This is a genomic window from Saccharothrix sp. NRRL B-16348 (assembly GCF_001280085.1).
GTDB lineage: Bacteria > Actinomycetota > Actinomycetes > Mycobacteriales > Pseudonocardiaceae > Actinosynnema.
The window spans coordinates 1-22,233 of sequence record NZ_LGED01000004.1; the positions used below are offsets into that span (position 1 = coordinate 1).

General features: G+C 70.9%; 21 protein-coding genes. 13 read left to right on the forward strand and 8 right to left on the reverse strand.

The window, feature by feature from the left end; all coding sequences use genetic code 11:
- Nucleotides 1-55 precede the first annotated feature (55 nt).
- Both ADK67_RS03080 and ADK67_RS03085 read left to right on the forward strand, forming a co-directional pair.
- Nucleotides 56-1,927, forward strand: a complete 1,872-nt coding sequence (locus ADK67_RS03080) for an acyl-CoA dehydrogenase family protein (RefSeq protein ID WP_053714842.1) — start codon at nt 56-58, stop codon at nt 1,925-1,927.
- A 38-nt stretch (nt 1,928-1,965) separates the two neighbouring features.
- The gene (locus ADK67_RS03085) at nt 1,966-2,343 is read left to right on the forward strand and encodes a DUF6292 family protein (RefSeq protein ID WP_053714843.1); all 378 of its coding nucleotides are present in this window, start codon (nt 1,966-1,968) and stop codon (nt 2,341-2,343) included.
- Here the strand turns inward: ADK67_RS03085 and ADK67_RS03090 are convergent.
- Both ADK67_RS03090 and ADK67_RS03095 read right to left on the reverse strand, forming a co-directional pair.
- Complete coding sequence (locus ADK67_RS03090) at nt 2,340-2,648, reverse strand: AzlD domain-containing protein (RefSeq protein WP_053714844.1); 309 nt, start codon at nt 2,646-2,648, stop codon at nt 2,340-2,342. The two genes, ADK67_RS03085 and ADK67_RS03090, sit on opposite strands and share 4 nt — an antisense overlap.
- Entirely contained in the window at nt 2,645-3,322 is a 678-nt protein-coding gene (locus ADK67_RS03095; RefSeq protein ID WP_053714845.1) for an AzlC family ABC transporter permease, read from the reverse strand. Before ADK67_RS03095 ends, ADK67_RS03090 begins: the two co-directional genes overlap by 4 nt.
- Nucleotides 3,323-3,379: 57 nt before the next feature.
- Here ADK67_RS03095 and ADK67_RS03100 point away from each other — a divergent pair, with 57 nt between their 5' ends.
- Both ADK67_RS03100 and ADK67_RS50385 read left to right on the forward strand, forming a co-directional pair.
- Nucleotides 3,380-3,952, forward strand: coding sequence for a helix-turn-helix domain-containing protein (locus tag ADK67_RS03100; RefSeq protein ID WP_053714846.1), 573 nt, complete (start codon nt 3,380-3,382; stop codon nt 3,950-3,952).
- 53 nt (nt 3,953-4,005) lie between these two features.
- The gene (locus ADK67_RS50385; protein WP_157619869.1) at nt 4,006-4,170 is read left to right on the forward strand and encodes a hypothetical protein; all 165 of its coding nucleotides are present in this window, start codon (nt 4,006-4,008) and stop codon (nt 4,168-4,170) included.
- A gap of 49 nt (nt 4,171-4,219) precedes the next feature.
- Here the strand turns inward: ADK67_RS50385 and pdxS are convergent, their stop codons facing one another.
- Nucleotides 4,220-5,128, reverse strand: a complete 909-nt coding sequence (gene pdxS, locus ADK67_RS03105) for a pyridoxal 5'-phosphate synthase lyase subunit PdxS (RefSeq protein WP_197289253.1) — start codon at nt 5,126-5,128, stop codon at nt 4,220-4,222.
- 274 nt (nt 5,129-5,402) lie between these two features.
- Here pdxS and ADK67_RS03110 point away from each other — a divergent pair, with 274 nt between their 5' ends.
- The gene (locus ADK67_RS03110; protein WP_053714847.1) at nt 5,403-7,457 is read left to right on the forward strand and encodes an elongation factor G-like protein EF-G2; all 2,055 of its coding nucleotides are present in this window, start codon (nt 5,403-5,405) and stop codon (nt 7,455-7,457) included.
- A gap of 468 nt (nt 7,458-7,925) precedes the next feature.
- Here ADK67_RS03110 and ADK67_RS03115 read toward each other — a convergent pair whose 3' ends face one another.
- Together ADK67_RS03115 and ADK67_RS03120 are read right to left on the reverse strand one after the other, a co-directional pair.
- Entirely contained in the window at nt 7,926-9,419 is a 1,494-nt protein-coding gene (locus tag ADK67_RS03115; RefSeq protein WP_053714848.1) for a CoA-acylating methylmalonate-semialdehyde dehydrogenase, read from the reverse strand.
- Complete coding sequence (locus tag ADK67_RS03120) at nt 9,416-10,690, reverse strand: aspartate aminotransferase family protein (protein WP_053714849.1); 1,275 nt, start codon at nt 10,688-10,690, stop codon at nt 9,416-9,418. The genes ADK67_RS03115 and ADK67_RS03120 overlap by 4 nt, the downstream gene beginning before the upstream one ends.
- A 104-nt stretch (nt 10,691-10,794) precedes the next feature.
- Here ADK67_RS03120 and ADK67_RS03125 point away from each other — a divergent pair, with 104 nt between their 5' ends.
- Complete coding sequence (locus ADK67_RS03125; RefSeq protein ID WP_053714866.1) at nt 10,795-12,444, forward strand: PucR family transcriptional regulator; 1,650 nt, start codon at nt 10,795-10,797, stop codon at nt 12,442-12,444.
- Here the strand turns inward: ADK67_RS03125 and ADK67_RS03130 are convergent.
- The 3 genes from ADK67_RS03130 to ADK67_RS03140 all read right to left on the reverse strand — a co-directional run bounded on the left by ADK67_RS03130 (nt 12,441) and on the right by ADK67_RS03140 (nt 15,763).
- The gene (locus ADK67_RS03130; RefSeq protein WP_053714850.1) at nt 12,441-12,884 is read right to left on the reverse strand and encodes a hypothetical protein; all 444 of its coding nucleotides are present in this window, start codon (nt 12,882-12,884) and stop codon (nt 12,441-12,443) included. The two genes, ADK67_RS03125 and ADK67_RS03130, sit on opposite strands and share 4 nt — an antisense overlap.
- A gap of 353 nt (nt 12,885-13,237) precedes the next feature.
- Entirely contained in the window at nt 13,238-14,671 is a 1,434-nt protein-coding gene (locus ADK67_RS03135) for a S1 family peptidase (protein WP_053714851.1), read from the reverse strand.
- A 117-nt stretch (nt 14,672-14,788) separates the two neighbouring features.
- On the reverse strand, nt 14,789-15,763 hold the full coding sequence (locus ADK67_RS03140) for a LysR family transcriptional regulator (protein WP_053714852.1): 975 nt from the start codon (nt 15,761-15,763) through the stop codon (nt 14,789-14,791).
- Between the two features lie 232 nt (nt 15,764-15,995).
- Between ADK67_RS03140 and ADK67_RS03145 the strand changes: the two genes are divergently transcribed.
- The 7 genes from ADK67_RS03145 (at nt 15,996) to ADK67_RS03175 (ending at nt 22,229) form a co-directional block, all read left to right on the forward strand.
- Nucleotides 15,996-17,498 (forward strand): NCS1 family nucleobase:cation symporter-1, encoded by a 1,503-nt coding sequence (locus ADK67_RS03145; protein ID WP_053714853.1) that lies wholly within the window; start codon nt 15,996-15,998, stop codon nt 17,496-17,498.
- The gene (locus tag ADK67_RS03150; RefSeq protein ID WP_053714854.1) at nt 17,495-18,337 is read left to right on the forward strand and encodes a nitrilase-related carbon-nitrogen hydrolase; all 843 of its coding nucleotides are present in this window, start codon (nt 17,495-17,497) and stop codon (nt 18,335-18,337) included. Before ADK67_RS03145 ends, ADK67_RS03150 begins: the two co-directional genes overlap by 4 nt.
- Nucleotides 18,334-19,719, forward strand: coding sequence for a dihydropyrimidinase (gene hydA, locus ADK67_RS03155; protein ID WP_053714855.1), 1,386 nt, complete (start codon nt 18,334-18,336; stop codon nt 19,717-19,719). Before ADK67_RS03150 ends, hydA begins: the two co-directional genes overlap by 4 nt.
- A 9-nt stretch (nt 19,720-19,728) precedes the next feature.
- Nucleotides 19,729-20,721, forward strand: a complete 993-nt coding sequence (locus ADK67_RS03160) for a TIGR03842 family LLM class F420-dependent oxidoreductase (RefSeq protein WP_053714856.1) — start codon at nt 19,729-19,731, stop codon at nt 20,719-20,721.
- Between the two features lie 119 nt (nt 20,722-20,840).
- The gene (locus tag ADK67_RS03165; protein WP_053714857.1) at nt 20,841-21,278 is read left to right on the forward strand and encodes a hypothetical protein; all 438 of its coding nucleotides are present in this window, start codon (nt 20,841-20,843) and stop codon (nt 21,276-21,278) included.
- 40 nt (nt 21,279-21,318) lie between these two features.
- The gene (locus ADK67_RS03170; protein ID WP_053714858.1) at nt 21,319-21,837 is read left to right on the forward strand and encodes a DUF4240 domain-containing protein; all 519 of its coding nucleotides are present in this window, start codon (nt 21,319-21,321) and stop codon (nt 21,835-21,837) included.
- Nucleotides 21,838-21,854: 17 nt separating this feature from the next.
- Nucleotides 21,855-22,229: a PH domain-containing protein gene (locus ADK67_RS03175; protein ID WP_053714859.1), complete on the forward strand. Its 375-nt coding sequence runs from the start codon at nt 21,855-21,857 to the stop codon at nt 22,227-22,229.
- Nucleotides 22,230-22,233 lie beyond the last annotated feature (4 nt).

Here is a 22,233-nt window from a genome sequence, read left to right on the forward strand (position 1 = left end):
GTGGGTGGGGGTGGGTTGGCGGGCCGGTGGGGTGGAGGTGTGTTAGCAAGGGGGTATGGGGATTGCTGAGGGTGGAGTTGTCGGGGCGTTGCGTGGGTTGCTTGATGGGCGGTGGGGGGTGTTGCGGCGGGGGGCGTTGGAGTTGCTTGGTGAGGTGAAGCCCGTTGGTGAGCTGGAGCGCGAGGAGTATCGGGCTTGGGTGTTCGAGCAGTTGCACGCGTTGGCCGATGGTGGGCATCCGTTGATCGGGTTCCCGGCGGCGTACGGCGGGCGGGATGATGTCGGTGGGTCGGTGGTGGCGTTCGAGGTGCTTGGGTTCGGCGATCTGTCTTTGATGGTGAAGGCGGGTGTGCAGTGGGGGTTGTTCGGTGGTGCGGTGCAGGCGTTGGGGACTGTGGAGCACCACGAGCGGTATCTGCGGGCGATCATGAGTTTGGAGTTGCCCGGTTGCTTCGCGATGACCGAGACCGGGCACGGGTCGGATGTGCAGCACTTGCGGACCACGGCTACCTATGACCCGGACACGGAGGAGTTCGTCGTTGATACGCCGGATCCGTCGGCGCGCAAGGACTACATCGGCAACGCGGCGCGGGACGGGCGGATGGCGGTGGTGTTCGCGCAGTTGGTGACGGGTGGCGTGACGCATGGCGTGCACGCGGTGCTCGTGCCGATCCGGGATGCGGACGGCGCGCCGATGCCGGGCGTGCGGATCGAGGACTGCGGGCCGAAGGCCGGGTTGAACGGCGTGGACAACGGGCGGTTGTCGTTCGAGCGGGTTCGGGTGCCTCGGGAGAACCTGCTCAACCGGTACGGGGACGTCGCGCCGGACGGGACGTACTCCAGTCCGATCGAGGGTGAGGGCAGGCGGTTCTTCACGATGCTCGGCACGTTGGTGCGCGGGCGGATCAGTGTGGCCGGTGGGGCCGGGAGTGCGACGAAGAAGGCGTTGGCGTTGGCCGTTCGGTACGGCGAGGCGCGGCGGCAGTTCACCCGGCCCGACACGGGCGAGGAAGTGGTGGTGCTCGACTACTTGGCGCACCAGCGGAGGTTGTTGCCGGCGTTGGCGACGTCGTACGCGTTGCACTTCGCGCAGGAGGAGCTCGTGTCGGCGTTGCACGACGTGTCCGGCGACCGGGGGCAGCGGGAGTTGGAGTCGCGGGCGGCGGGGTTGAAGGCGGTGGCGACGTGGCACGCCACGCGGACGATCCAGACGTGTCGGGAGGCGTGCGGTGGGGCCGGGTACCTGTCGGAGAACCTGATCGCCGGGCTGAAGGCGGACACCGATGTGTTCACGACGTTCGAGGGCGACAACACGGTGCTGCTGCAGTTGGTCGCGAAGGGGCTGCTGACCAGTTATCGCGACCACGTCGGCGACCTGGACCCGTGGGGCATGGTGCGGTTCGTGGCCGACCAGGCGGTGGGTGTGGTGATCGAGCGGACGGCGGCGCGGGCGATCATCGACCGGCTGGTGTCGGGGAGTTCGGACGCGTTGCTGGACCGGGGCTGGCAGGTGCGGCAGTTCGAGGACCGCGAGAAGCACGTGCTGGAGGGGTTGGCGCGGCGGTTGCGGCGAGCGTCGCGGGACGACGCGTTCGACGTGTTCAACGCGGCGCAGGACCACGTGCTGCACGCCGCGCGCGTCCACGTGGACCGGGTGGTGCTGGAGGCGTTCGTGGCGGCGGTGGACCGGTGTGCGGACGTGGAGGCGAAGGCGCTGCTGGACGAGGTGTGCGACTTGTACGCGTTGAGCACGATCGAGGCGGACCGGGCGTGGTTCCTGGAGCACGGCCGGCTCACACCGCAGCGGGCGAAGGCGGTGTCGCAGGCGGTGAACGAGCTGTGCGGAAGGCTGCGCCCGCACGCGCGCACGCTGGTGGACGCGTTCGGCATCCCCGAGACGTGGCTCACGGCGCCGATCGCCGGGTGAGAGGTCCGGAGCGCGGGTAAAGGTCCAGAATGAGAGGTATGGACGACAGTGCGCTGATCAGCCTCGGACTGGCCCGGTACGTGCGAGCGGTGGCCGAGGAGATCGGCGTGCCACCCGAGGGCACCGAGTTCGAGGTCAGCGACACCGCCACCGCCTACCTCGGCCTGGAGGGGCCGGGACGTGACCTGATGCTGCTGTGGAACGAGCGGCGCGGCTGGTCGATCGCGGTGGAGACGGACCCGACCGAGAAGCCGGTCGTCGTGGCGCACCTCGGCCTGCCGCTCGTGCCGCCGCCGGACGAGGTGGCGCGGTTCGTCGACGACGTGCTGGCGGGCAAGTCGGGCGGCGCCGAGCCGGACTTCGCCACGACGCAGGACCGTCGCAGGCTCGCCGGGCGGTTGAGCGAGTACCTCTAGGACACGCCGACGAACCGCAGGCCGGCGGTCGTCACGGCGGCCAGCACGACCACCACGACGAAGGGCGCCTTGCGCCACGCCGCGATGCCCGCGACCAGGACGCCGATCGGCAGGGCGAGGCCCGCGAAACCCTGGCCCTTCGTCAACGAGGCCGTCGCGACCAGCGCGAACAGCAGGACGGTCGCCGAGGTGGACATCAGCAGCTTGACCCGGTCGGAGAGCTTGAGGCGGTCCCGCAGCAGCGGTCCGGCCAGGCGGAACGCGTAGGTGCCCGCGGCGAGCACCAGGACGGCGGTCAGCGTCACGGCTTCACCTCCTGTCGTGCGGTGACCAGCAGGCCGCCCAGGGCGAACAGCACCGGGACGCCGGCGGGCAGGAACGGAGTGGTGGCCAGGGCGATGGCCGCGCCGAGCAGGGCGGCGTGCCGGGTGGCCTTGTCCTTGAGGGCGGGCAGCAGGAGCGCGAGCAGGGCCGCGGGGAACGCCGCGTCCAGCCCGAACGCGCCCGGGTCGCCGATGTTCTGGCCGACCAGCGCGCCCGCGAGCACGGCGACGTTCCAGGAGATGAACAGCGCGACGCCGCACGACCAGTAGGCGGCCTTGGCCTTGCGCGGGTCGCTCTGGGCCAGCGCGAAGGCCGTCGTCTCGTCGATCAGCAGGTGGCTGCCGACGAGCCGTGGCAGCAGGCCCTTGCCCAGCACGTCGCCGACCGCCAAACCGAACGGCAGGTGGCGGACGTTGAGCAGGAGACCGGCCAGCACCGCCGCGGCCGGGCTGCCGCCCGCGGCGACCACCCCGACCGCCATGAACTGCGAGCCGCCCGCGAAGACCAGCAGCGACATCACCACGGGCAGCCACCAGGGCAGGCCCGCGCCGGTGGAGATCGCGCCGAACGAGGCGCCGCTGACCGCGGCGCCGGCGGCCACCGCGGTGACGTCACGCAGCAGCTCGGCATCAAGGGTTCGCCATGTCGAACGCATCGTCTTTTACAATGAACACCGGGCACGGCGTTCGTCAAGCCGAACGATTGGACTGTCATGTCGAACACAGGGGCGTCGAACAGCGGCGCGCCGCTCGACGTCATCGCCGCCTCGCTGCGCCGTGAGCGCGAACGCGTCGGGCTGTCGTTGAGCGAGCTGGCCAAGCGGGCGGGGATCGCGAAGTCCACCCTGTCCCAGCTGGAGTCGGCGAGCGGGAACCCGAGCGTGGAGACCCTGTGGGCGCTGGGCGTGGCACTGGGCGTGCCGTTCTCGCGCCTGGTCGACCCGCCGACGCCGCGGGTCCGGGTGATCCGCGCGGGCGAGGGCCCGGCGATCTACTCGGAACGCGCGCACTACACCGCCACCTTGCTGGCGTCCTGCCCGCCGGGCGCCCGGCGTGACATCTACCTGCTCCAGCTGGAGCCGGGCCCGGCCCGCGAGTCCGAGCCGCACATGCCGGGAACCGTGGAGCACGTGATCGTCAGCGCGGGCCGCATGCTCGCCGGCCCGCGGACCGAGCCTGTCGAGCTGGGCCCGGGCGACTACCTGCTCTACCCCGGGGACGTACCGCACACGGCCCAGGCGCTCGAACCGGGAACCACCGCCCTACTGGTCTCGGAGCACGTCTAGAACACACGTTCGAGCGATTCAGGCGGGCCGCCGGTCGACCGATGAACTCCGACATGAGCGATCAGCCGACCCAGCGGGTGCACATCCGCAGCGTGCCCACCGAAGTGATCGAAGTCCTCCGAGCCCGCGCGAAGGCGCAGGGCACCACGCTCAGCGGGTACTTGCGCGACTCGCTGGTCAGGTTGGCCGACCAGCCGACGACGCCCGGCTCCCGGTGAACGGGCAGCGGCCCGCCGGAAGTCCGGCGGGCCGCGCTCACGTCAGGGATTACCAGCCGCGCTCGGCCAGGCGGTGGGGCTCCGGGATCTCGTCCACGTTGATGCCGACCATCGCCTCACCGAGGCCGCGCGACACCTTCGCGATCACGTCCGGGTCGTCGTAGAACGTCGTCGCCTTCACGATCGCCTCGGCGCGCTGCGCCGGGTTGCCGGACTTGAAGATGCCGGAACCGACGAACACGCCCTCCGCGCCGAGCTGCATCATCATCGCCGCGTCGGCCGGCGTGGCGATGCCGCCCGCGGTGAACAGGACGACCGGCAGCTTGCCCGCCTCGGCGACCTCGCGGACCAGCTCGTACGGCGCTTGGAGCTCCTTCGCCGCGACGTACAGCTCGTCGACGGGCAGGTTCTGCAGCCGCCGGAGTTCCGCGCGGATCTTTCGCATGTGCGTCGTGGCGTTCGAGACGTCACCGGTGCCGGCTTCGCCCTTGGAGCGGATCATCGCCGCGCCCTCGGTGATGCGGCGCAGCGCCTCGCCCAGGTTCGTCGCACCGCACACGAACGGCACGGTGAACTGCCACTTGTCGATGTGGTTGGCGTAGTCGGCCGGGGTCAGCACCTCGGACTCGTCGATGTAGTCGACACCGAGGGACTGCAGGACCTGCGCCTCGACGAAGTGGCCGATGCGGGCCTTGGCCATCACCGGGATCGACACGGCCTCGATGATGCCGTCGATCATGTCCGGGTCGCTCATCCGGGACACGCCGCCCTGCGCGCGGATGTCGGCGGGCACGCGCTCCAGCGCCATGACGGCGACGGCGCCCGCGTCCTCGGCGATCTTGGCCTGCTCGGCGTTGACCACGTCCATGATCACGCCGCCCTTGAGCATCTCCGCCATGCCCCGCTTGACGCGGGAAGTGCCGGTGACCTGGGTGCCGGCGTCGGGTGAAGTGGTCACGACCAGCCTTTCTCGAAGTAGGGGGCGAACACCACCATGGTACGGCCGACGTGGACCGCCGAAGCATGCCAATCAGGCACGTTCTCGGCAGGCCACTTGCCCTCCCTTCGCAGGTAGTGGCGTACGCCACCCCGCGACACGGCGACGTGCGGCCGACGTGGTCGCGACCTCCGCCCGGATTCCTCCTGCCGGGTTGGGTGTGGCCACTTGGGGTTGTCCCCCGCGCCCCACGGGTGTGAGATCGAACACTAAATACTTGTGGAGGGTGGTCCCAATGGGCAGCAAACACTCCGACAACGGCCACTCGGCAGGCGCGGTCGCTGTGGACGACCCGGCCAAGGTCCGCAACGTCGTGCTGGTCGGCCCGTCCGGCTCCGGCAAGACGACGCTCGCCGAGGCCCTGCTCGCCAGCACCGGCGTGCTGACCCGACCAGGATCCGTCACCGAGGGCAACACGGTGTGCGACCACGACCCCGCCGCGGTGCGCCAGCAGCGGTCGGTCGGGCTCGCCGTCGCACCCATCCAGCACGGCGACATCAAGATCAACCTCATCGACACGCCCGGTTACGCGGACTTCGTGGGCGAGCTGCGCGCCGGCCTGCGCGCCGCCGACGCGGCGTTGTTCGTGGTCAGCGCGGCGGAAGGCGTGGACCCGGCCACGGTGGCGCTGTGGGAGGAGTGCGCGATGGTCGGCATGCCGCGGGCGGTCGTGGTCGCCCGCACCGACCACCAGCGCGCCGACGTGCCGGGCGAGATCGCCTCGTGCCAGGAGGCGTTCGGCGCCGGCGTCGTGCCGCTGTACCTGCCGGACGGCGACGGGCTGGTCAACCTGCTCACCACCGACGACCCCCGCTTCGAGGAGGAGCGCAACGCGCTCATCGAGGGGATCATCGCGGAGAGCGAGGACGAGACCCTGATGGACCGCTACCTCGGCGGCGAGGAGGTCGACCAGGCGACGCTCGTCGCGGACCTGGAGACGGCGGTCGCGCGCGGCTCGTTCCACCCGGTGATGCCGGTGTGCGCGCTGACCGGCGTCGGCCTGCCGGAACTGCTCGACGGCATCGCCCGCGCGTTCCCCTCACCCCTGGAACACCCGCTGCCCGACGTGACCGGCGTGGACGGCATCCCCCAGCCGCGCCTGGAAGCCGACCCGAACGGCCCGCTCGTGGCCGAGGTCGTGCGCACGGCGGTCGACTCGTACGTGGGCCGCGTGTCGCTGGTGCGCGTGTTCTCCGGAACGCTGCGCCCCGAACGCCCGGTGCACGTGTCGGGCCACGGCATGGCCGACCGCGGTCACGAGGACCACGACGTGGACGAACGGGTGGCGCACGTCTACTCGCCGTTGGGCGCGAACCTGCGCGAGGTGCCGTACTGCGTGGCGGGCGACCTGTGCGCGTTGACCAAGCTGGGCTCCGCCGAAACCGGCGACACGGTGTCCGCCCCGGAGAAGCCTCTACTGGTGGCACCGTGGGAGATGCCGGAACCACTGCTGCCGGTCGCCGTCGTCCCACGCAGCCGCAGCGACGAGGACAACCTGGCACGCAACCTCGGCAAGCTGGTGGCCGGCGACCCGACGTTGCGGCTCGAACGCAACGCCGAGACGCACCAGCTGGTGCTGTGGTGCATGGGCGAGGCGCACGCGGACGTCGTGCTGGCGCGGTTGCGCGCGGGCGGCGCCGAGGTCGACACCGAGCCGGTGCGGGTGGCGTTGCGCGAGACCTTCGCGAGCCAGGCCAAGGGCCACGGTCGGCACGTGAAGCAGTCCGGCGGCCACGGCCAGTACGCCGTCTGCGACATCATCGTCGACCCCTTGCCCCGCGGCTCCGGCTTCGAGTTCGTGGACAAGATCGTCGGCGGCGCCGTACCGAACCAGTTCATCCCGAGCGTCGAGAAGGGCGTGCGTGCCCAACTCGAACGCGGCCTCCAAGGCGGACACCCCGTGGTCGACGTCCGCGTCACCCTGGTCGACGGCAAGGCCCACTCTGTCGACTCATCCGACGCCGCCTTCCAAACCGCCGGCGCACTTGCCTTGAAGGAAGCCGCCGCCAACGGCAAGACGTGCCTGCTCGAACCCGTCGACGAGGTGACCGTCCGCCTGCCTGACGACCACCTCGGCACCGTCCTCGGCGACCTGTCCAGTCGCCGCGGCCGCGTACTCGGCACCGAGGCGGAAACCCCCGGCTACACCGTGATCCGCGCCGAGGTACCCGCCACCGAACTGCTCCGCTACGCCGTCGAACTGCGCTCACTGACCTCCGGCACCGGCACCTACACCCGCCACTTCAGCCGCTACGACCCACTCCCCCAAGCCCTAGCCGCACAACACTGAGCCACACACCACCTCTCCCAACCACCCGCCCACCACCCACCTAGCCCTCACCCAACAGCCGCACAACGGACCCGCCACACCCCCACCGAGGCCCGATTTGACATGGGTTCGGGTGCTTTAGGCTGGTCGAAGCCGGCAGGCCTGGCGGGACGCTTTACCCCGCCGGGCCTGCCGGCTTTGGACGCTTTACCCCGCCGGGCCTGCCGGCTTTGGCCTGCCTGGAGTGCCCGTAAGGGCCCCATGTCAAATCGAGCCGGACCTGAGCGTTGAACTCACACACTCCGAACGTAGGACTCTCGCCCCACGAACGTAGGACTCTCGCACTCTCAACGTTCGACACGCCCAACCCGAGCGTTCGACACGCCCAACCTGAACGTTCGACACGCGCGTTCTGAACGTAGGACATGCCCGACCTGAACGTAGGACACGCGCGTTCTGAACGTAGGACACGCGCGGCTCGGTCAGGTCTTACGTGTTCTGCGGGAAGCCCAGGTTCACGCCACCGTGCGACGGGTCGAGCCACCGGCCCGTGACGGCCTTCGTGCGGGTGAAGAAGTGCACGCCCTCGGGCCCGTACGCGTGCGAGTCGCCGAACAGCGAGTCCTTCCACCCGCCGAACGAGTAGTACGCCACCGGCACCGGGATGGGCACGTTCACCCCCACCATGCCGACCTCGACCTCGTTCTGGAACCGCCGCGCCGCGCCGCCGTCGTTGGTGAAGATCGCGGTGCCGTTGCCGTACGGGTTGGCGTTCACCACATCCAGCGCGTCGTCGTACTTCGCCACCCGCAGCACCGACAGCACCGGCCCGAAGATCTCGTCCCGGTAGATCGCCATGTCCGCGCCGACGTGGTCGAACAGCGTCGGCCCGAGCCAGAACCCCTCCGCCGCACCGTCGATCTCATGCGACCGCCCGTCCACCACCAGCGACGCGCCCTCGGACACACCGGCGTCCACATAGGACACCACACGATCGCGGTGCGCACCCGTGACCAACGGCCCCATCTCGCAGCCCGGGCGGCGGCCGTCACCGACGTGCAGCTCCCGGATCCGGTCCACGATCTTCGACACCAGCTCGTCGCCGACCGGGTCCACCGCGACCACGACCGAGATCGCCATGCACCGCTCGCCCGCCGAGCCGAACCCGGCCGACACCGCCGCGTCCGCCGCCAGGTCCAGGTCCGCGTCCGGCAGCACGACCATGTGGTTCTTCGCGCCGCCCAACGCCTGCACGCGCTTGCCGTGCCGCGTGCCGGTCTCGTAGACGTACCGCGCGATCGGTGTCGACCCCACGAACGACACGGCCTTCACGTCCGGGTGCTCCAGGAGCCGGTCGACCGCGACCTTGTCGCCGTGCACGACGTTCAGCACGCCGTCGGGCAACCCGGCCTCGGCGAACAGCTCCGCGATGAAGTTCGCCGCCGACGGGTCCTTCTCCGACGGCTTGAGCACCACCGCGTTGCCGCACGCGATCGCGTTCGGCACGAACCACAGCGGCACCATGGCCGGGAAGTTGAACGGCGAGATCACGCCGACCACGCCCAGCGGCTGCTGGATCGAGTACACGTCGACCCGCGTCGACGCGTTCTCGCTGAACCCGCCCTTGAGCAGGTGCGGGATGCCGCACGCGAACTCCACGGCCTCCAGCGCGCGCTGCACCTCCCCCGCCGCGTCGGACAGCACCTTGCCGTGCTCGGCGGTGACGATCGCGGCCAGCTCGCCCTTGCGGGCGTTGAGCAGCTCGCGGAACGCGAACATCACGTTCGACCGCTGCGCCAGCGACGCGTTGCGCCACGACTCGAACGCCTCGCGCGCCGCCGCCACCGCCTCGTCCACAGTGGACTCATCGGCGAAGCCGACCTGGCCGGCCACCTGTCCCGTCGCCGGGTCGTACACGTCGCCGGAGCGCGCGCTCTCGCCCTGCCACGGCTTGCCGCCGATCCAGTGCCCGATCGTCTTCACAGCACGTCCTCCAGAATGCCGAGCGCTTCCTCGACCTCGTCCTCGGTCAACGTCATCGGCGGCGCGAGGCGGATGACGTTGCCGTACAGGCCGCCCTTGCCGACCAGCAGCCCGCGTTCCCGCGTGCCCTCCAGCACGGCGACCGCCCTCGCCGCGTCCGGCGCGCCATCGGCGCCCACCAGCTCGATGCCGATCATCAAGCCCTTGCCGCGCACGTCGCCGACCGCCGGCCGGTCCGCCGCGATGTCGCGCAGCCCGTCGATCAGCCGTTCGCCGAGCTTGGCGGCGTTGGCCTGCAGGTCGTGGTCGAGCAGGTAGTTCAACGTGGCCAGGGCGCCGGTCGTGGCGATCGGATTGCCTCCGAACGTGGACAGCGAGTTGGCCGTGAGGCAGTCCATCAGGTCGCCGCGCGCGACCACGCCGCCGATCGCGAGACCGTTGCCGAGGCCCTTGGCGAACGTCATCGCGTCGGGCGTCACGCCGTGTGACTGGATGCCCCAAAAGTGCTCCCCGGTGCGCCCCCATCCGGTCTGCACCTCGTCGGAGACGAACAGGATGCCGTACTCGTCCAGCACTTCCTTGAACGCGCCGAACAACCCGTCCGGCGGCGAGGAGAACCCGCCGACGCCCTGGATCGGCTCGGCGATCATGCACGCCACGTCGCCCGCCGTCGTCGTCTCGATCACCTCGCGCAGGTCCGCCACGCACGCCTTGACGTAGTCGGCGTCCGACAAGCCCTTGAACGGGCTGCGGAACCGGTAGCCGCCGTGCACCCAGCTGACCTTGACCGGGCTGAGCGAGGACGCCGACCAGCCCCGGTTGCCGGTGATCGCGACCGTGGCGAACGCCCGGCCGTGGTAGGAGTTGCGCAGCGCGAGGACCTGGTCGCTGCGGCGGAACTGGGTGGCCAGCATGAGCGCCGTCTCGTTGGCCTCGGTGCCGGAGTTGGTGAAGAACACCTTGGCGTCCGGGATGCCGGACAGCTCGGCGATCTTCTCGGCCAGCTCGACCTGCGAGCGGATCAGGTAGAGCGTGGAGCTGTGCAGCACGCCGGTCGAGAGCTGGGAGCGGATCGCGTCGGAGATCTCGGCGACGTCGTAGCCGACCGCGTTGGTCAGGATGCCGGCGAAGAAGTCCAGGTAGGTGCGGCCTTCACGGTCGGTGACGCGGCGTCCGCTCGCGCTCGCCAGCTCGATCGGCTGCTCGTAGTAGAGGGCCATCCAGTCGGGCATCACCGCGCGGTGCCGGGCCAGCAACTCCTCGTGTCCCATCGCGTCCTCCGGTCGTAGTCCCTGGATGGAGTGTGGTCGGCGGTGCGGAGGGCCGCCATGGACAACCTGTACCGCTTTCCCGCGCGGCGGATTACGTTGTGTCCATGTACCCGACGGTCGCCGAAGCGCTGGCCCTGCCCGTGGTCCGGCGCGGCAAGCCGGCCGTGGTCGCGGGCGCGGCCGGGATGGGCCGCCGGGTGCGGTGGGTGCACGTCGCCGAGGTGGCCGACATTGCACACCTGCTGCGCGGCGGCGAGCTCGTGCTGACCACCGGCATCGCGTTGCCCGACGACCCGGACGGGCTGCGCCGCTACGTCGCCGACCTGGCATCGGTCGGCGCGTCCGGGCTGGTCGTGGAGCTGGTGCGGCGGTGGAGCGACGAGGTGCCGGGCGCGCTGGTGGCCGCCGCCGAGCAGCACGAGCTGCCGCTGGTCACGTTGGCGCGGGAGACCCGGTTCGTGTCGGTGACCGAGGCCGTGGTGTCGCTGATCGTGGACGCGCAGCTGGCCGAGCTGCGGGCGGCCGAGCAGGTGCACGAGGCGTTCACCGCGTTGACCGTGGCCGGTGCGGAGCCCGCCGAGGTGCTGCGCGAGGTGGCCCGGACGGCGGGGCTGCCGGTGGTGCTGGAGACGTTGGGGCACGAGGTGCTGGCCTACGACGCGGCCGGTCAGGACCCGACCGCGCTGCTGGCCGACTGGGGCCAGCGGTCACGGGCGGTGGCCGTGCCGGAGCGGACCGCGTACCACGAGCAGGCCGGGTGGCTGGTGACGGTGGTCGGGGCGCGTGGCGCGGACTGGGGGCGGCTGGTGCTGCTGTCGCCCGAGCCGCCGCCGCACCGGCACGTCGTGGTGGCCGAACGCGCCGCGTCGGCGTTGGCCGTGCACCGGCTGGTGGCGCGGGACCGGGAGTCGTTGGAACGGCAGACGCACCGGACGTTGCTCACCCAGCTGCTCGGGCAGCCGCCGCACGACCTGCCGACGCGGGCGGCGGCGCTCGGCGTGCCGCTGGAACGGCGGCAGCTCGTCGGGGTGGCGATCCGGCCGGGCACGGCGAGCGTGCCCGCGCAGGCGTTGGCCTCGCAGGAGGTGCTGCGCGACCTGGCCGAGGCGACGGCGTTGGCGGCACGGCGGGTGACCGTGCCCGCGCTCGTCGGCGTCGTGGACGACACCAGCGTGCGGGCGTTGCTGTCGCTGCCGCCGCAGGCCGGGCTGGACGGTGTGCTGCGGCGGTTGGCGCGGGAGGTGCATCGGCGGGCGGCGGAGGCGCAGCACGCGTTGCCCGTGGTGGTGGCCGTCGGCACGACCGTGACCGCGTTGCCGGACGTGCGGCGGTCGTTGGGCGAGGCGGCGCACGTGGCGGGTGCGGCGCTGCGGTCGCCGGGGACCAAGCTGTACCACCGGCTGGACGACGTGCGGCTGCGCGGCCTGCTGCACCTGTTGCGCGAGGACGAGCGGGTGGTCGCGTTCGCGGACCGTGAGCTGGGGACGCTGCTGTCGCGGGACGCCAACCAGGGGACCCGGCTGGTGGAGCTGCTGCGGTGCTTCTGCGAGCACGGGGGCAACAAGTCGGCCGCGGCAGCCGCCGCGCACCTCTCCCGCACGGCGTACTACCAGCAGTTGAGCCGGATCGAGCAGGTGCTCGGGGTGTCGTTGGAGGACCCGGAGTCCGTGCTCTCGCTGTACGTGGCGTTGCTGGTGCAGGAGATGGGCGAGCGGGATCCTCAGCTACCCCGCCCGCCCACTTCCGCGACTTAGCCCAGCGGCACCGGCAGCTTGCCGAGCTCACCGGTCAGGTCGGGCATCTCGCTCGGGCCCGAGATCGGCGGCCTCACCGGCAGCTCCGGCATTTCGGGCAGGGCGCGGGACTGCGGCGCGAGGACGTCGCCCACGAACGGCAGCGGGGGCGCGGCGGGCGCCTTCAGCGCGGCCGGTGCGGCCACCTTGGGCGCCGTGACGTCCGACGTGCCGCCGGGCAGCGGCGCGGGCAGCTTCACCGCCTGACCGCTGAGCAGGTCGGTGACGGGCCTGGTCGCGTCGAGACCGACCTCGGGGGCGTTGCCGATCTTGCCGACGGTGCCGTCCACGATCTCGGTCGGCCCCTCGGCCGCGGAGGCCGCGGAGGCGAGCAGCGGAGAAGTACCAACGGCGAGCAGGGCGGCGGCACGCAGGAGTCCGCGCGTGCGGTATCCGGACACGGTTTTCCTAACCTGGTTGGGGACCTGCAAGTTGACCTACTCCCCATCGACCGAAACCGCCCCCACCCTTGACCGCTCGATCAGGTGACTGACGCTCCGTGTCCCCACCCCACCCGATCGAGGCACACTGACTGCGCGGACGAGTGTGGTCCTACCGCACGTTGTCCGCTCACCCGGATCGGCCACCCCGAGGCGGAAGCGGTGCGTGGGCGTTGGTGAGAGCCCCGCGGGTCCGGGGTCGGGGTACCGGAACCGCGGGGCCGCCCGCCCCCGTGGCGGAACGTGGGCCGCGCGGGACCGTGTCGGGGAGACGTTAAGGGCGACACGGTCCCGCGGCGGCTTCTTCCCCCGGGTTAGGGGTTCGTGACCCCGAGCGTGTAGCTGCCGGAGCCGCTGTACGCGTGCACTCGGTAGCGGTAGTAGCCGGGCGTGCCGTTGTAGTCGACCGTCTCGCTCGCGGCGGGGCTGTCGCCCTTGGCCACGACCGCCCACGAGCTGCCGTTCCACTTCTGCAGGTAGAGGTCGAAGTCGGTGCCGCTCGGGCCGGCCAGGCAGCCGACGTGCGCGCCCGACACCGTGGACTGGTAGTAGCTGTTGTCCGGCTGGTACGCCTGACCGCCCGCGGCCAGGGAGCCGGTGTACGTGGTCTCCGAGCTCTGGCAGCCGGTCGGCGGGTTCGGGTCGCCGCCGCCACCGGTGACCAGGGTCAGGCCGTAGACCTGGAGGATCTCGTTGACCGGCTGGAAGTACGTGGTGCCGCCGGTGCGGCAGTTGCCCGAGCCGCCGGACGTGACGCCCTGCGCCTGCGTGCCGGCCAGCAGCGAGCCGCCCGAGTCGCCCGGCTCCGCGCACACCGTGGTCTGGATCAGGCCGGTCACCGTGCCCTGCAGGTAGGTCACCGACGAGTTGCGGGCCTGGATGGTGCCGCAGTGCCAGCCCGTGGTCGACCCGGAGCGGCACACGGTCGAGCCGACCGGCGCGTCCTGCGAACCGGCGACCGACACCGTGCCGCCCGAGTAGTTGTTGACCAGGCCGCGCGGGGTGTTGCCCGCCGCGACCTGCACCCACGCGTAGTCGTTGCCGGGGAAGCTGGACCCGCGGAACGTGCCGCTCGGGTTGGCCGTCGACGCGCCCGTCGAGCCGCAGTGCCCGGCGGTGACAAACCCGCCGTTGACGGAGAAGCCGACCGAGCAGCGGGTGCCGCTGCCGATCGTGTAGGCGTTGCCGCCGATCACGTCGATCAGCGGGCGGGGGGCCTCGGTGGTGGTGACGTGCCGGACGGCCGAGGACGAGACGCCGGACGACGCGACGAACGCGCGTGCGGCGGCGAGGCCGCCGGGGTGCGACTTGACCACGACGGTGTTGGTGGGCAGGTCGACGTACCAGCCGGGCACGGACTTCGGCGTGCGCGCCACGTGCGCGTCGAGTGCGGACTTCACCGCGTCCAGGTCGCCCTCGCTGCGCTGGACGAGCTTGGTCCGCACGCCGCCCTGGTCCACGTCGGACGCGCGGGTCACGCCGACGGTGAGCGTGCCGGACGAGTCGATCCACGCGCCGCCGAACCGGCCGTCCAGCCGCTTGCGCAGGCCGCGCGCGGTGTCGGCGGAGCGTTCGTCGGCGGCCAGCCGGGCGCGCGCCCGGTCGGCGTCCAGGCCGAGGTCGCGTTGGACGGCGGCCAGGATCTCCGCGTCCTGACCGGCGGGCGCGGCCTGCGCGGCGGCGGGGGTCAGGATCCCCGCCGCGACGAGCGCCGCGGCGAGCGCGATGGGTCTCAACAGTGCTGACATGGGGAGTTCTCCTCGAAGGAGGGCAGGGATTCCCCGTGAAAGTAGGTCCGCGGACCCGTTCGCGGTAATACCACTTGGGTCATAAGACGCGGTGATGGCCGACGGCGGAACCAGCGGTCAGACCAACGCCTGGGGCGGGACCGCGCCGTACTCCGGGTGCCCCGGCAGCCAGCCCGCGTAGCGGGGGTTGCGCTCGGCGGTCTCCCGGTAGGCCTCGGCGGCGTACCGGAGCACCTGCGGGCCGAACGCGGCGGCCGGTCCTTCCGGGTCCCAGCCGATCAGGTGCCGCCACCGCAGCGGCGCGCCCGCCAACGGCATCGAGACCAGGCCCGGGGTGCGGCGGAACGTCGGCTGGCACAGCGCGACCGCGTCACCGGACGACGCCAGGTCGATGCAGCTGTTGATGTCGACCTCGTACATGGTGCGCGGGGTGAAACCCGCGCGGCTGCACGCGGCCACGAAGCAGTCGCCGAAGCACCCGTCGCCGGGCACGACCGCCCACTGCATGTCCTTCAGCGCACCCAGCTCCACCTCCTCCAACACGGTGAACGGGTGGTCCTCGGGCAGCAGCACGAACACCGGGTCGACCGCGATCACGTGCCACGTCAGCCCGTGCTCGGACGGCGGCGGCGCGTCGCCGCACACGCCGACCAGCACGTAGTCCAGCCTGCCCGCGGCGACCATGGCGGACAGCTCCCGGCCGGACCAAGACACCTGCGTGGAGACGTGCGCGCCGGGGTGCGACTCGGTGAGCCGGTGCACCAGGCCGCCGAGCATCGGGCCGTTCACCGCGCCGACCCGGTAGCGGTCGCCGGGCACGGTGTCGTCCAGCAGGCGCGTCGCGTCCTCCTGCAGCCGGGAGAACGCGGGCAGCAGCACGCGCGCCCGTTCCAGCACGAGTTCGCCGAGCACGGTCGGCCGGGCGCCCTTGTGGTCGCGCTCGAACAGCTTGCCGCCGAGCAGGCTCTCGATCCGGTGCAGTTGGGCCGTGAGGGCGGGTTGCGCCAGGCCTAAGAGGGAGGACGCCTTCGACAGGCTGCCCGCGTCCGCGATCGCGCAGACGACCCGCAGGTGCCGCAGTTCGAGCTTCATCCAACGGACGTTAGGTCACCGCTCACGTGCCAGTCGAGGGCCGGCCGGGAGCACGCGCACCGGCCCGGACCAGCGGCTTGGGTGGCAATGGACAGAGTGTGCCCTGATCATGGCAAGCGTGGACACTTTGCCACTGCCCAGGCGCGCGGGCCGACCGGAGGATGCCGGGATGGAAATCGCGCCGAACCGCCCGCGCGAAGGGTGTTTCACGAGCGTAACAGGGAAGTGACCGATGGCCCTTGACTCCGCAACCCAGGTCACAGCCGATCCCGACGGCCGCGTCGAGCTTCGTGATCATTCCGCGATCGCGGACAGCCCGCACTACAACTCCGACCTGGCGCCGGTGCCGCTGGAGCGGCGCACCTGGTCCACGTACAACTTCTTCGCGCTGTGGATGGGCATGGCGCACAACATCCCCAGCTACACGCTGGCCGCGTCGCTGGTGGCGCTGGGGATGGACTGGGTGCAGGCGTTCCTGACCATCACCCTGGGCAACCTGATCGTGCTGGTCCCGATGCTGCTCAACAGCCACGCGGGCACGAAGTACGGCATCCCGTTCCCGGTGTTCGCCCGCGCGTTCTACGGCATCCGCGGCGCGAACCTGGTGGCGTTGCTGCGCGCGTTCATCGCGTGCGCGTGGTTCGGCATCCAGACGTGGGTCGGCGGCAAGGCGCTGCACGTGATCGTGGGCCGGTTGGCGGGCGACGGGTGGGTGGACGCGCCGGTCGTGCTGGGCCAGGTGTGGACGCTGTGGCTGTGCTTCCTGGTGTTCTGGGTGGTGCAGATGCTGATCATCTGGCGCGGCATGGAGGCGATCCGCCGGTTCGAGAACTGGACCGCGCCGCTGGTCAGCATCGGTTTCCTGGTCCTGCTCGGGTACGTCGCGGTGAAGGCGGGCGGCTTCGGCCCGATCCTGTCGGAGCCGTCCAAGCTCGGCTGGGGCGTCGACTTCTGGAAGGTGTTCTTCCCGTCGCTGATGGGCATGATCGCGTTCTGGTCGACGCTGTCGCTGAACATGCCGGACTTCACCCGGTTCGGCGGCAGCCAGCGCAAGCAGGTCGTCGGTCAGATCCTCGGCCTGCCGACCACGATGTCGTTCATCGCGATCGTGGCGATCCTGACCACGTCCGGCGCGATGGCGCTGTACGGCGAGGCGATCTGGGACCCGGCGGAGCTGGCGAGCCGGTTCGACAGCACCGCGGTGGTGCTGGTGGCGTTGGTGGCGCTGGTGCTGGCGACGGTCTCGGCGAACCTCGCGGCGAACGTGGTGAGCCCGTCCTACGACTTCTCCAACGCGTTCCCGAAGAAGATCACGTTCGCGGTGGGCGGCCTGATCACCGGCGTGATCGGCATCGTGATCCAGCCGTGGCGGCTGATCTCCGACCCGGGCATCTACATCTTCGCCTGGCTCGGTTTCTACGGCGGCCTGCTGGCGTCCGTGGCGGGCGTGTTCGTGGCCGGCTACTGGATTTTGGCGAGGACGCGGCTGGAGCTGCCCGACCTGTACCTGGCCGGGCGGGGCGCGTACTGGTTCAAGGCGGGCTGGAACTGGCGCGCGGTGGCGGCCACGCTGGTGGGCTCGGTGCTCGCGGTCGGCGGCGCGTACAACGGGCCGTTCCCGGCCGACGGCCTGATCCCGTTCCTCAAACCGCTCTACGACTACAACTGGGTCGTCGGACTGGTCGGCGGCATGCTCGTCTACCTGGCGCTGGCGCCACGGAGGGAGAACGCGTGAGCAACATCATCCGAGCAGGTCTGGTGCAGCAGAAGTGGACCGGCGACAAGGAGTCGATGATCGCGAACGCGGTCGAGGCGGTCCGCTCCGCCGCGTCGCAGGGCGCGCAGGTGGTGTGCCTGCAGGAGCTGTTCTACGGGCCGTACTTCTGCCAGGTGCAGGACGCGGACTACTACTCCTACACCGAGGGCATCCCCGACGGCCCGACCACCGAGCTGATGTGTGAGCTGGCCGAGCAGCTCGGCGTGGTGCTCGTCGTGCCGATGTACGAGGAGGAGCAGCCGGGGATCTACTACAACACCGCCGCGGTGATCGACGCCGACGGCACGTACCTCGGCAAGCACCGCAAGAACCACATCCCGCAGGTCAAGGGGTTCTGGGAGAAGTTCTACTTCAAGCCGGGCAACCTCGGCTACCCGGTGTTCGACACCGCCGTCGGCAAGGTGGGCGTCTACATCTGCTACGAGCGGCACTTCCCGGAGGGCTGGCGGGCGCTGGGCCTCAACGGCGCGCAGATCGTGTTCAACCCGTCCGCGACCAGCCGCGGCCTGTCGGAGTACCTGTGGCGGCTGGAGCAGACCGCGGCGGCCGTGGCGAACGAGTACTACGTCGGCACGATCAACCGGGTCGGCGTGGAACCGCTGGGCGACAACGACTTCTACGGGCAGTCGTACTTCGCCGACCCGCGCGGGCAGCTCGTCGGCGAGGCGGCCTCCGACACGGAGGAGGAGATCGTGGTCCGCGACCTGGACATGGACCTGCTGGCCGAGGTCCGGAACCTGTGGGCGTTCTACCGCGACCGCCGTCCGGACACGTACGAGGGGTTGGTGCAGCCGTGAGCATCCTGATCAAGGGCGGCACGGTCGTGAACGCGACCGGCGCCGTGGCCGCCGACGTGCTGGTGGACGGCGAGAAGATCGTCGCGCTGCTGGCGCCGGGCTTCCCCGTGCAGGCCGACGAGACGATCGACGCCACCGGCAAGTACGTGATCCCCGGCGGCATCGACGGGCACACCCACATGGAGATGCCGTTCGGCGGCACGTTCTCCGCCGACACGTTCGAGACCGGCACGATCGCGGCGGCGTGGGGCGGCACCACCACGATCATCGACTTCGCCGTGCAGCCCAAGGGCTCCTCGCTGCTGTCCACGCTGGACAAGTGGCACGGCAAGGCGGACGGCCGGTGCGCGGTCGACTACGGGTTCCACATGATCGTCTCCGACGTCACCGACACGTCGTTGAAGGAGATGGAGTCCTGCATCGACGCGGGCGTGAACACGTTCAAGATGTTCATGGCCTACCCCGGTGTCTTCTACGCCACCGACGGCGAGATCCTGCGCGCCATGCAGAAGGCCCGGGAGACCGGCGCGACGATCATGATGCACGCGGAGAACGGCATCGCGATCGACCAGCTGGTCGCGCAAGCGCTCGCGCAGGGCCGCACCGACCCGGTGGAGCACGGCCTGACCAGGCCCGCCGAGCTGGAGGGCGAGGCCACCTCGCGCGCCATCACGCTGGCGAAGGTCACCGGGTCACCGCTCTACATCGTGCACCTGTCCGCCGCGCAGGCGCTGGACGCGGTGACGAAGGCGCGCGACACCGGGCAGAACGTGTTCGCCGAGACGTGCCCCCAGTACCTGTACCTGTCGCTGGAGGACCTGGCGAAACCGGACTTCGAGGGCTCGAAGTACGTCGCCTCTCCCCCGCTGCGGCCCAAGGAGCACCAGTCGGAGCTGTGGCGCGGCCTGCGCACCAACGACCTGTCGGTGGTGTCGACCGACCACTGCCCGTTCTGCTTCAAGGACCAGAAGGAGCTGGGGCGCGGCGACTTCTCCAAGATCCCCAACGGGATGCCGGGCGTGGAGCACCGGATGGACCTGCTGCACCAGGGCGTGGTGAAGGGCGAGATCAGCCTGGAGCGGTGGGTGGAGATCTGCTCCACGACGCCCGCGCGGATGTTCGGCCTGCACCCGCGCAAGGGCGTCATCGCGCCCGGCGCGGACGCCGACGTGGTGGTGTACGACCCGAACGCCCAGCAGGTGATCTCGGCGGCCACGCACCACATGAACGTCGACTACTCCGCGTACGAGGGCATGGAGATCACCGGCAAGGTCGACACGGTGCTCTCCCGCGGCCGGGTGGTCGTGGACGCCGGCGGTTTCCACGGCGCGGCCGGGCACGGGAAGTTCCTGTCCCGCGAGCTGAACCAGTACCTGGTGTAGGAGGCGGCAGTGGACTTCGGGGTAGTGCTCCAGACGGACCCGCCGGCGCGGGACGTGGTGGCCGGGATGAAGGCTGCCGAGGACAACGGCTTCCGCTACGGCTGGACGTTCGACTCGGTCGTGCTGTGGCAGGAGCCGTTCGTCATCTACTCGCAGGTGCTGGCGGCGACGGAGGAGCTGGTCGTCGGCCCGATGGTGACCAACCCGAGCACGCGGGACTGGTCGGTGACGGCGTCGCTGTTCGCCACGTTGAACGACATGTTCGGCAACCGCACGGTGTGCGGCATCGGGCGCGGTGACTCGGCACGCCGGGTGATCGGGCAGAAGCCCGCGTCGCTGGCGACGCTGAGCCAGGCCATGACCGTGATCAAGGACCTGGCCGAGGGGCGGGAGGCCGAGCACCACGGCACGCCGGTGCGCATCCCCTGGGTGCGCGACGGCAAGCTCGAGATGTGGATGGCCGCGTACGGGCCGCGCGCGTTGAAGATGGTCGGCGAGCAGGCGGACGGGTTCATCCTGCAGACCGCGGACGTGGACATCGCGCGGTGGACGATCGGGACGGTGCGCGAGGCGGCCGTGGCCGCGGGCCGCGACCCGTCGGCGATCACCATGTGCGTGGCCGCGCCCGCGTACGTCGGCACGGACCTGCCGCACCAGCGGGACCAGCTGCGCTGGTTCGGCGGGATGGTCGGCAACCACGTGGCCGACCTGGTCGCGCGGTACGGCGACTCGGGCGCGGTGCCCGCCGCGTTGACCGACTACATCAAGGACCGCGAGGGCTACGACTACGCCCACCACGGCAAGGCGGGCAACCGGTCGACGGACTTCGTGCCGGACTCGATCGTGGACCGGTTCTGCCTGCTCGGCCCGGCGTCGGCGCACGTGGACCGGTTGCAGGAGCTGCGCGAGATCGGCGTGGACAACTTCGCGCTGTACCTGATGCACGACGACAAGGACAAGACGCTCGCGTCCTACGGCAACGAGGTGATCGGCCGGGTGTGACGGGCGGACGGCCGGGGTCGGGCCGGGCACTGGTCCGGCCCGACCCCGGCCGCGTCGTCGTGACGGGGTGTGCTGGGATGGGCGCGTTCAGGTGAAGATCCACGAGGGGGAACTCGACCATGCGCGCAGCACTGACCATCGCCGTCCTCGGGCTGGCCGCCGGGCTGTTGTCCGGCTGCGGCGGCGACGGCGACGGGCAGAACGCGGCCGCGGTGACGTCCACGACGACGTCCACGAGCGCGCCGGCGACGCGGGACTCGGCCGAGCAGCCGGAGGCGGAAGGCCTGGCCGGCACGTGGCAGCCGATCAACGAGAGCCCGATCGCCACGCTCACGATCACCGACGCGACCGCGCGGACGACCGGTCAGCTCGCGTGCCCCGGTGCGATCGCCGACGCCGACTCGGCCAAGCCGGTCCTCACGCTGGAGTGCGCCACGCCGAACGAGGAGCGCAAGCGCGGGACCCTGGCGCTCAAGCCGGACGGCTCGGCGCTCGTCATCACCTGGGACGGCCCGTCCTGGGGCGGCGCGATCGACAGCTTCAAGCGAGCCGGCTGACCTCGCCGCGATTGTCGGACCCCCTCGGTACCGTGCCGCCATGATCCTTCCGACCGCTGCCGAAGAGGCCCGTTTCTGGGCGATGCTGGAGAACGCGTGGGCCGCGCTGGGGCCCGGGCCGAACGAGGTGCGGCGCGCCTTGGCCAAGCGCGACACGTCCGTCGACGCCTTCGAGGACGCCGCCGAGCTGGAGGAGCACCTGCCGACCGTGCTCCGCGCGCTGGTGAGCGCCTCGGCCGGGCTGTCCGCCGAGGAGCTGACCGCGCTGGACCGGGTGGCCGAGCGCAAGCTGTACGAGATCGACCGGGCGGACGTGCAGGAGGTCACCGACGGCTCGGACGACGGCTTCCTGTACGCGCGCGGTTTCATCCTCGTCCTGGGCCAGGAGTTCTACGAGGCGGTGGCCCGCGATCCGCGCGTGGCGGTGATGGACGCCGAGTGCGAGGCGTTCTGCTACTTCTTCGCGCGGCTGCACGCCACGAGGTTCGGGGATCACCCGGAGACGGGGTCGGGGATCTCCCGGGAATCGGTCTCGAACCCGGCGGGGTGGCCGCGGTAGGCGGTAGCGTCGGACGCGTGATCGACTTCGAGAAGCAGTCCGTCTTCAAGCTGGCGCCGTGCCGTCCCGAGGACATCGCGTCGCAGGTGTCGCCGATCCTGATCCAGGGCGAGCAGATCGTGTCGAGCTTCAAGACGGTGCGGGACTTCGTGGTGTTCACCAACAAGCGGGTGATCGCGGTGAACGTCCAGGGCATGACCGGCCGCAAGAAGGACTTCACGTCGCTGCCGTACAGCCGGGTGCAGGCGTTCTCGATCGAGACGGCGGGCACGTTCGACATGGACGCCGAGCTCGACCTGTGGTTCAGCGGCCTGGGTCAGGTGCGGCTGGAGTTCAAGGGCCACGCCGACGTGCGGCTGCTGGGGCAGATGATCGCGACGTTCATCCTCTAGCGCC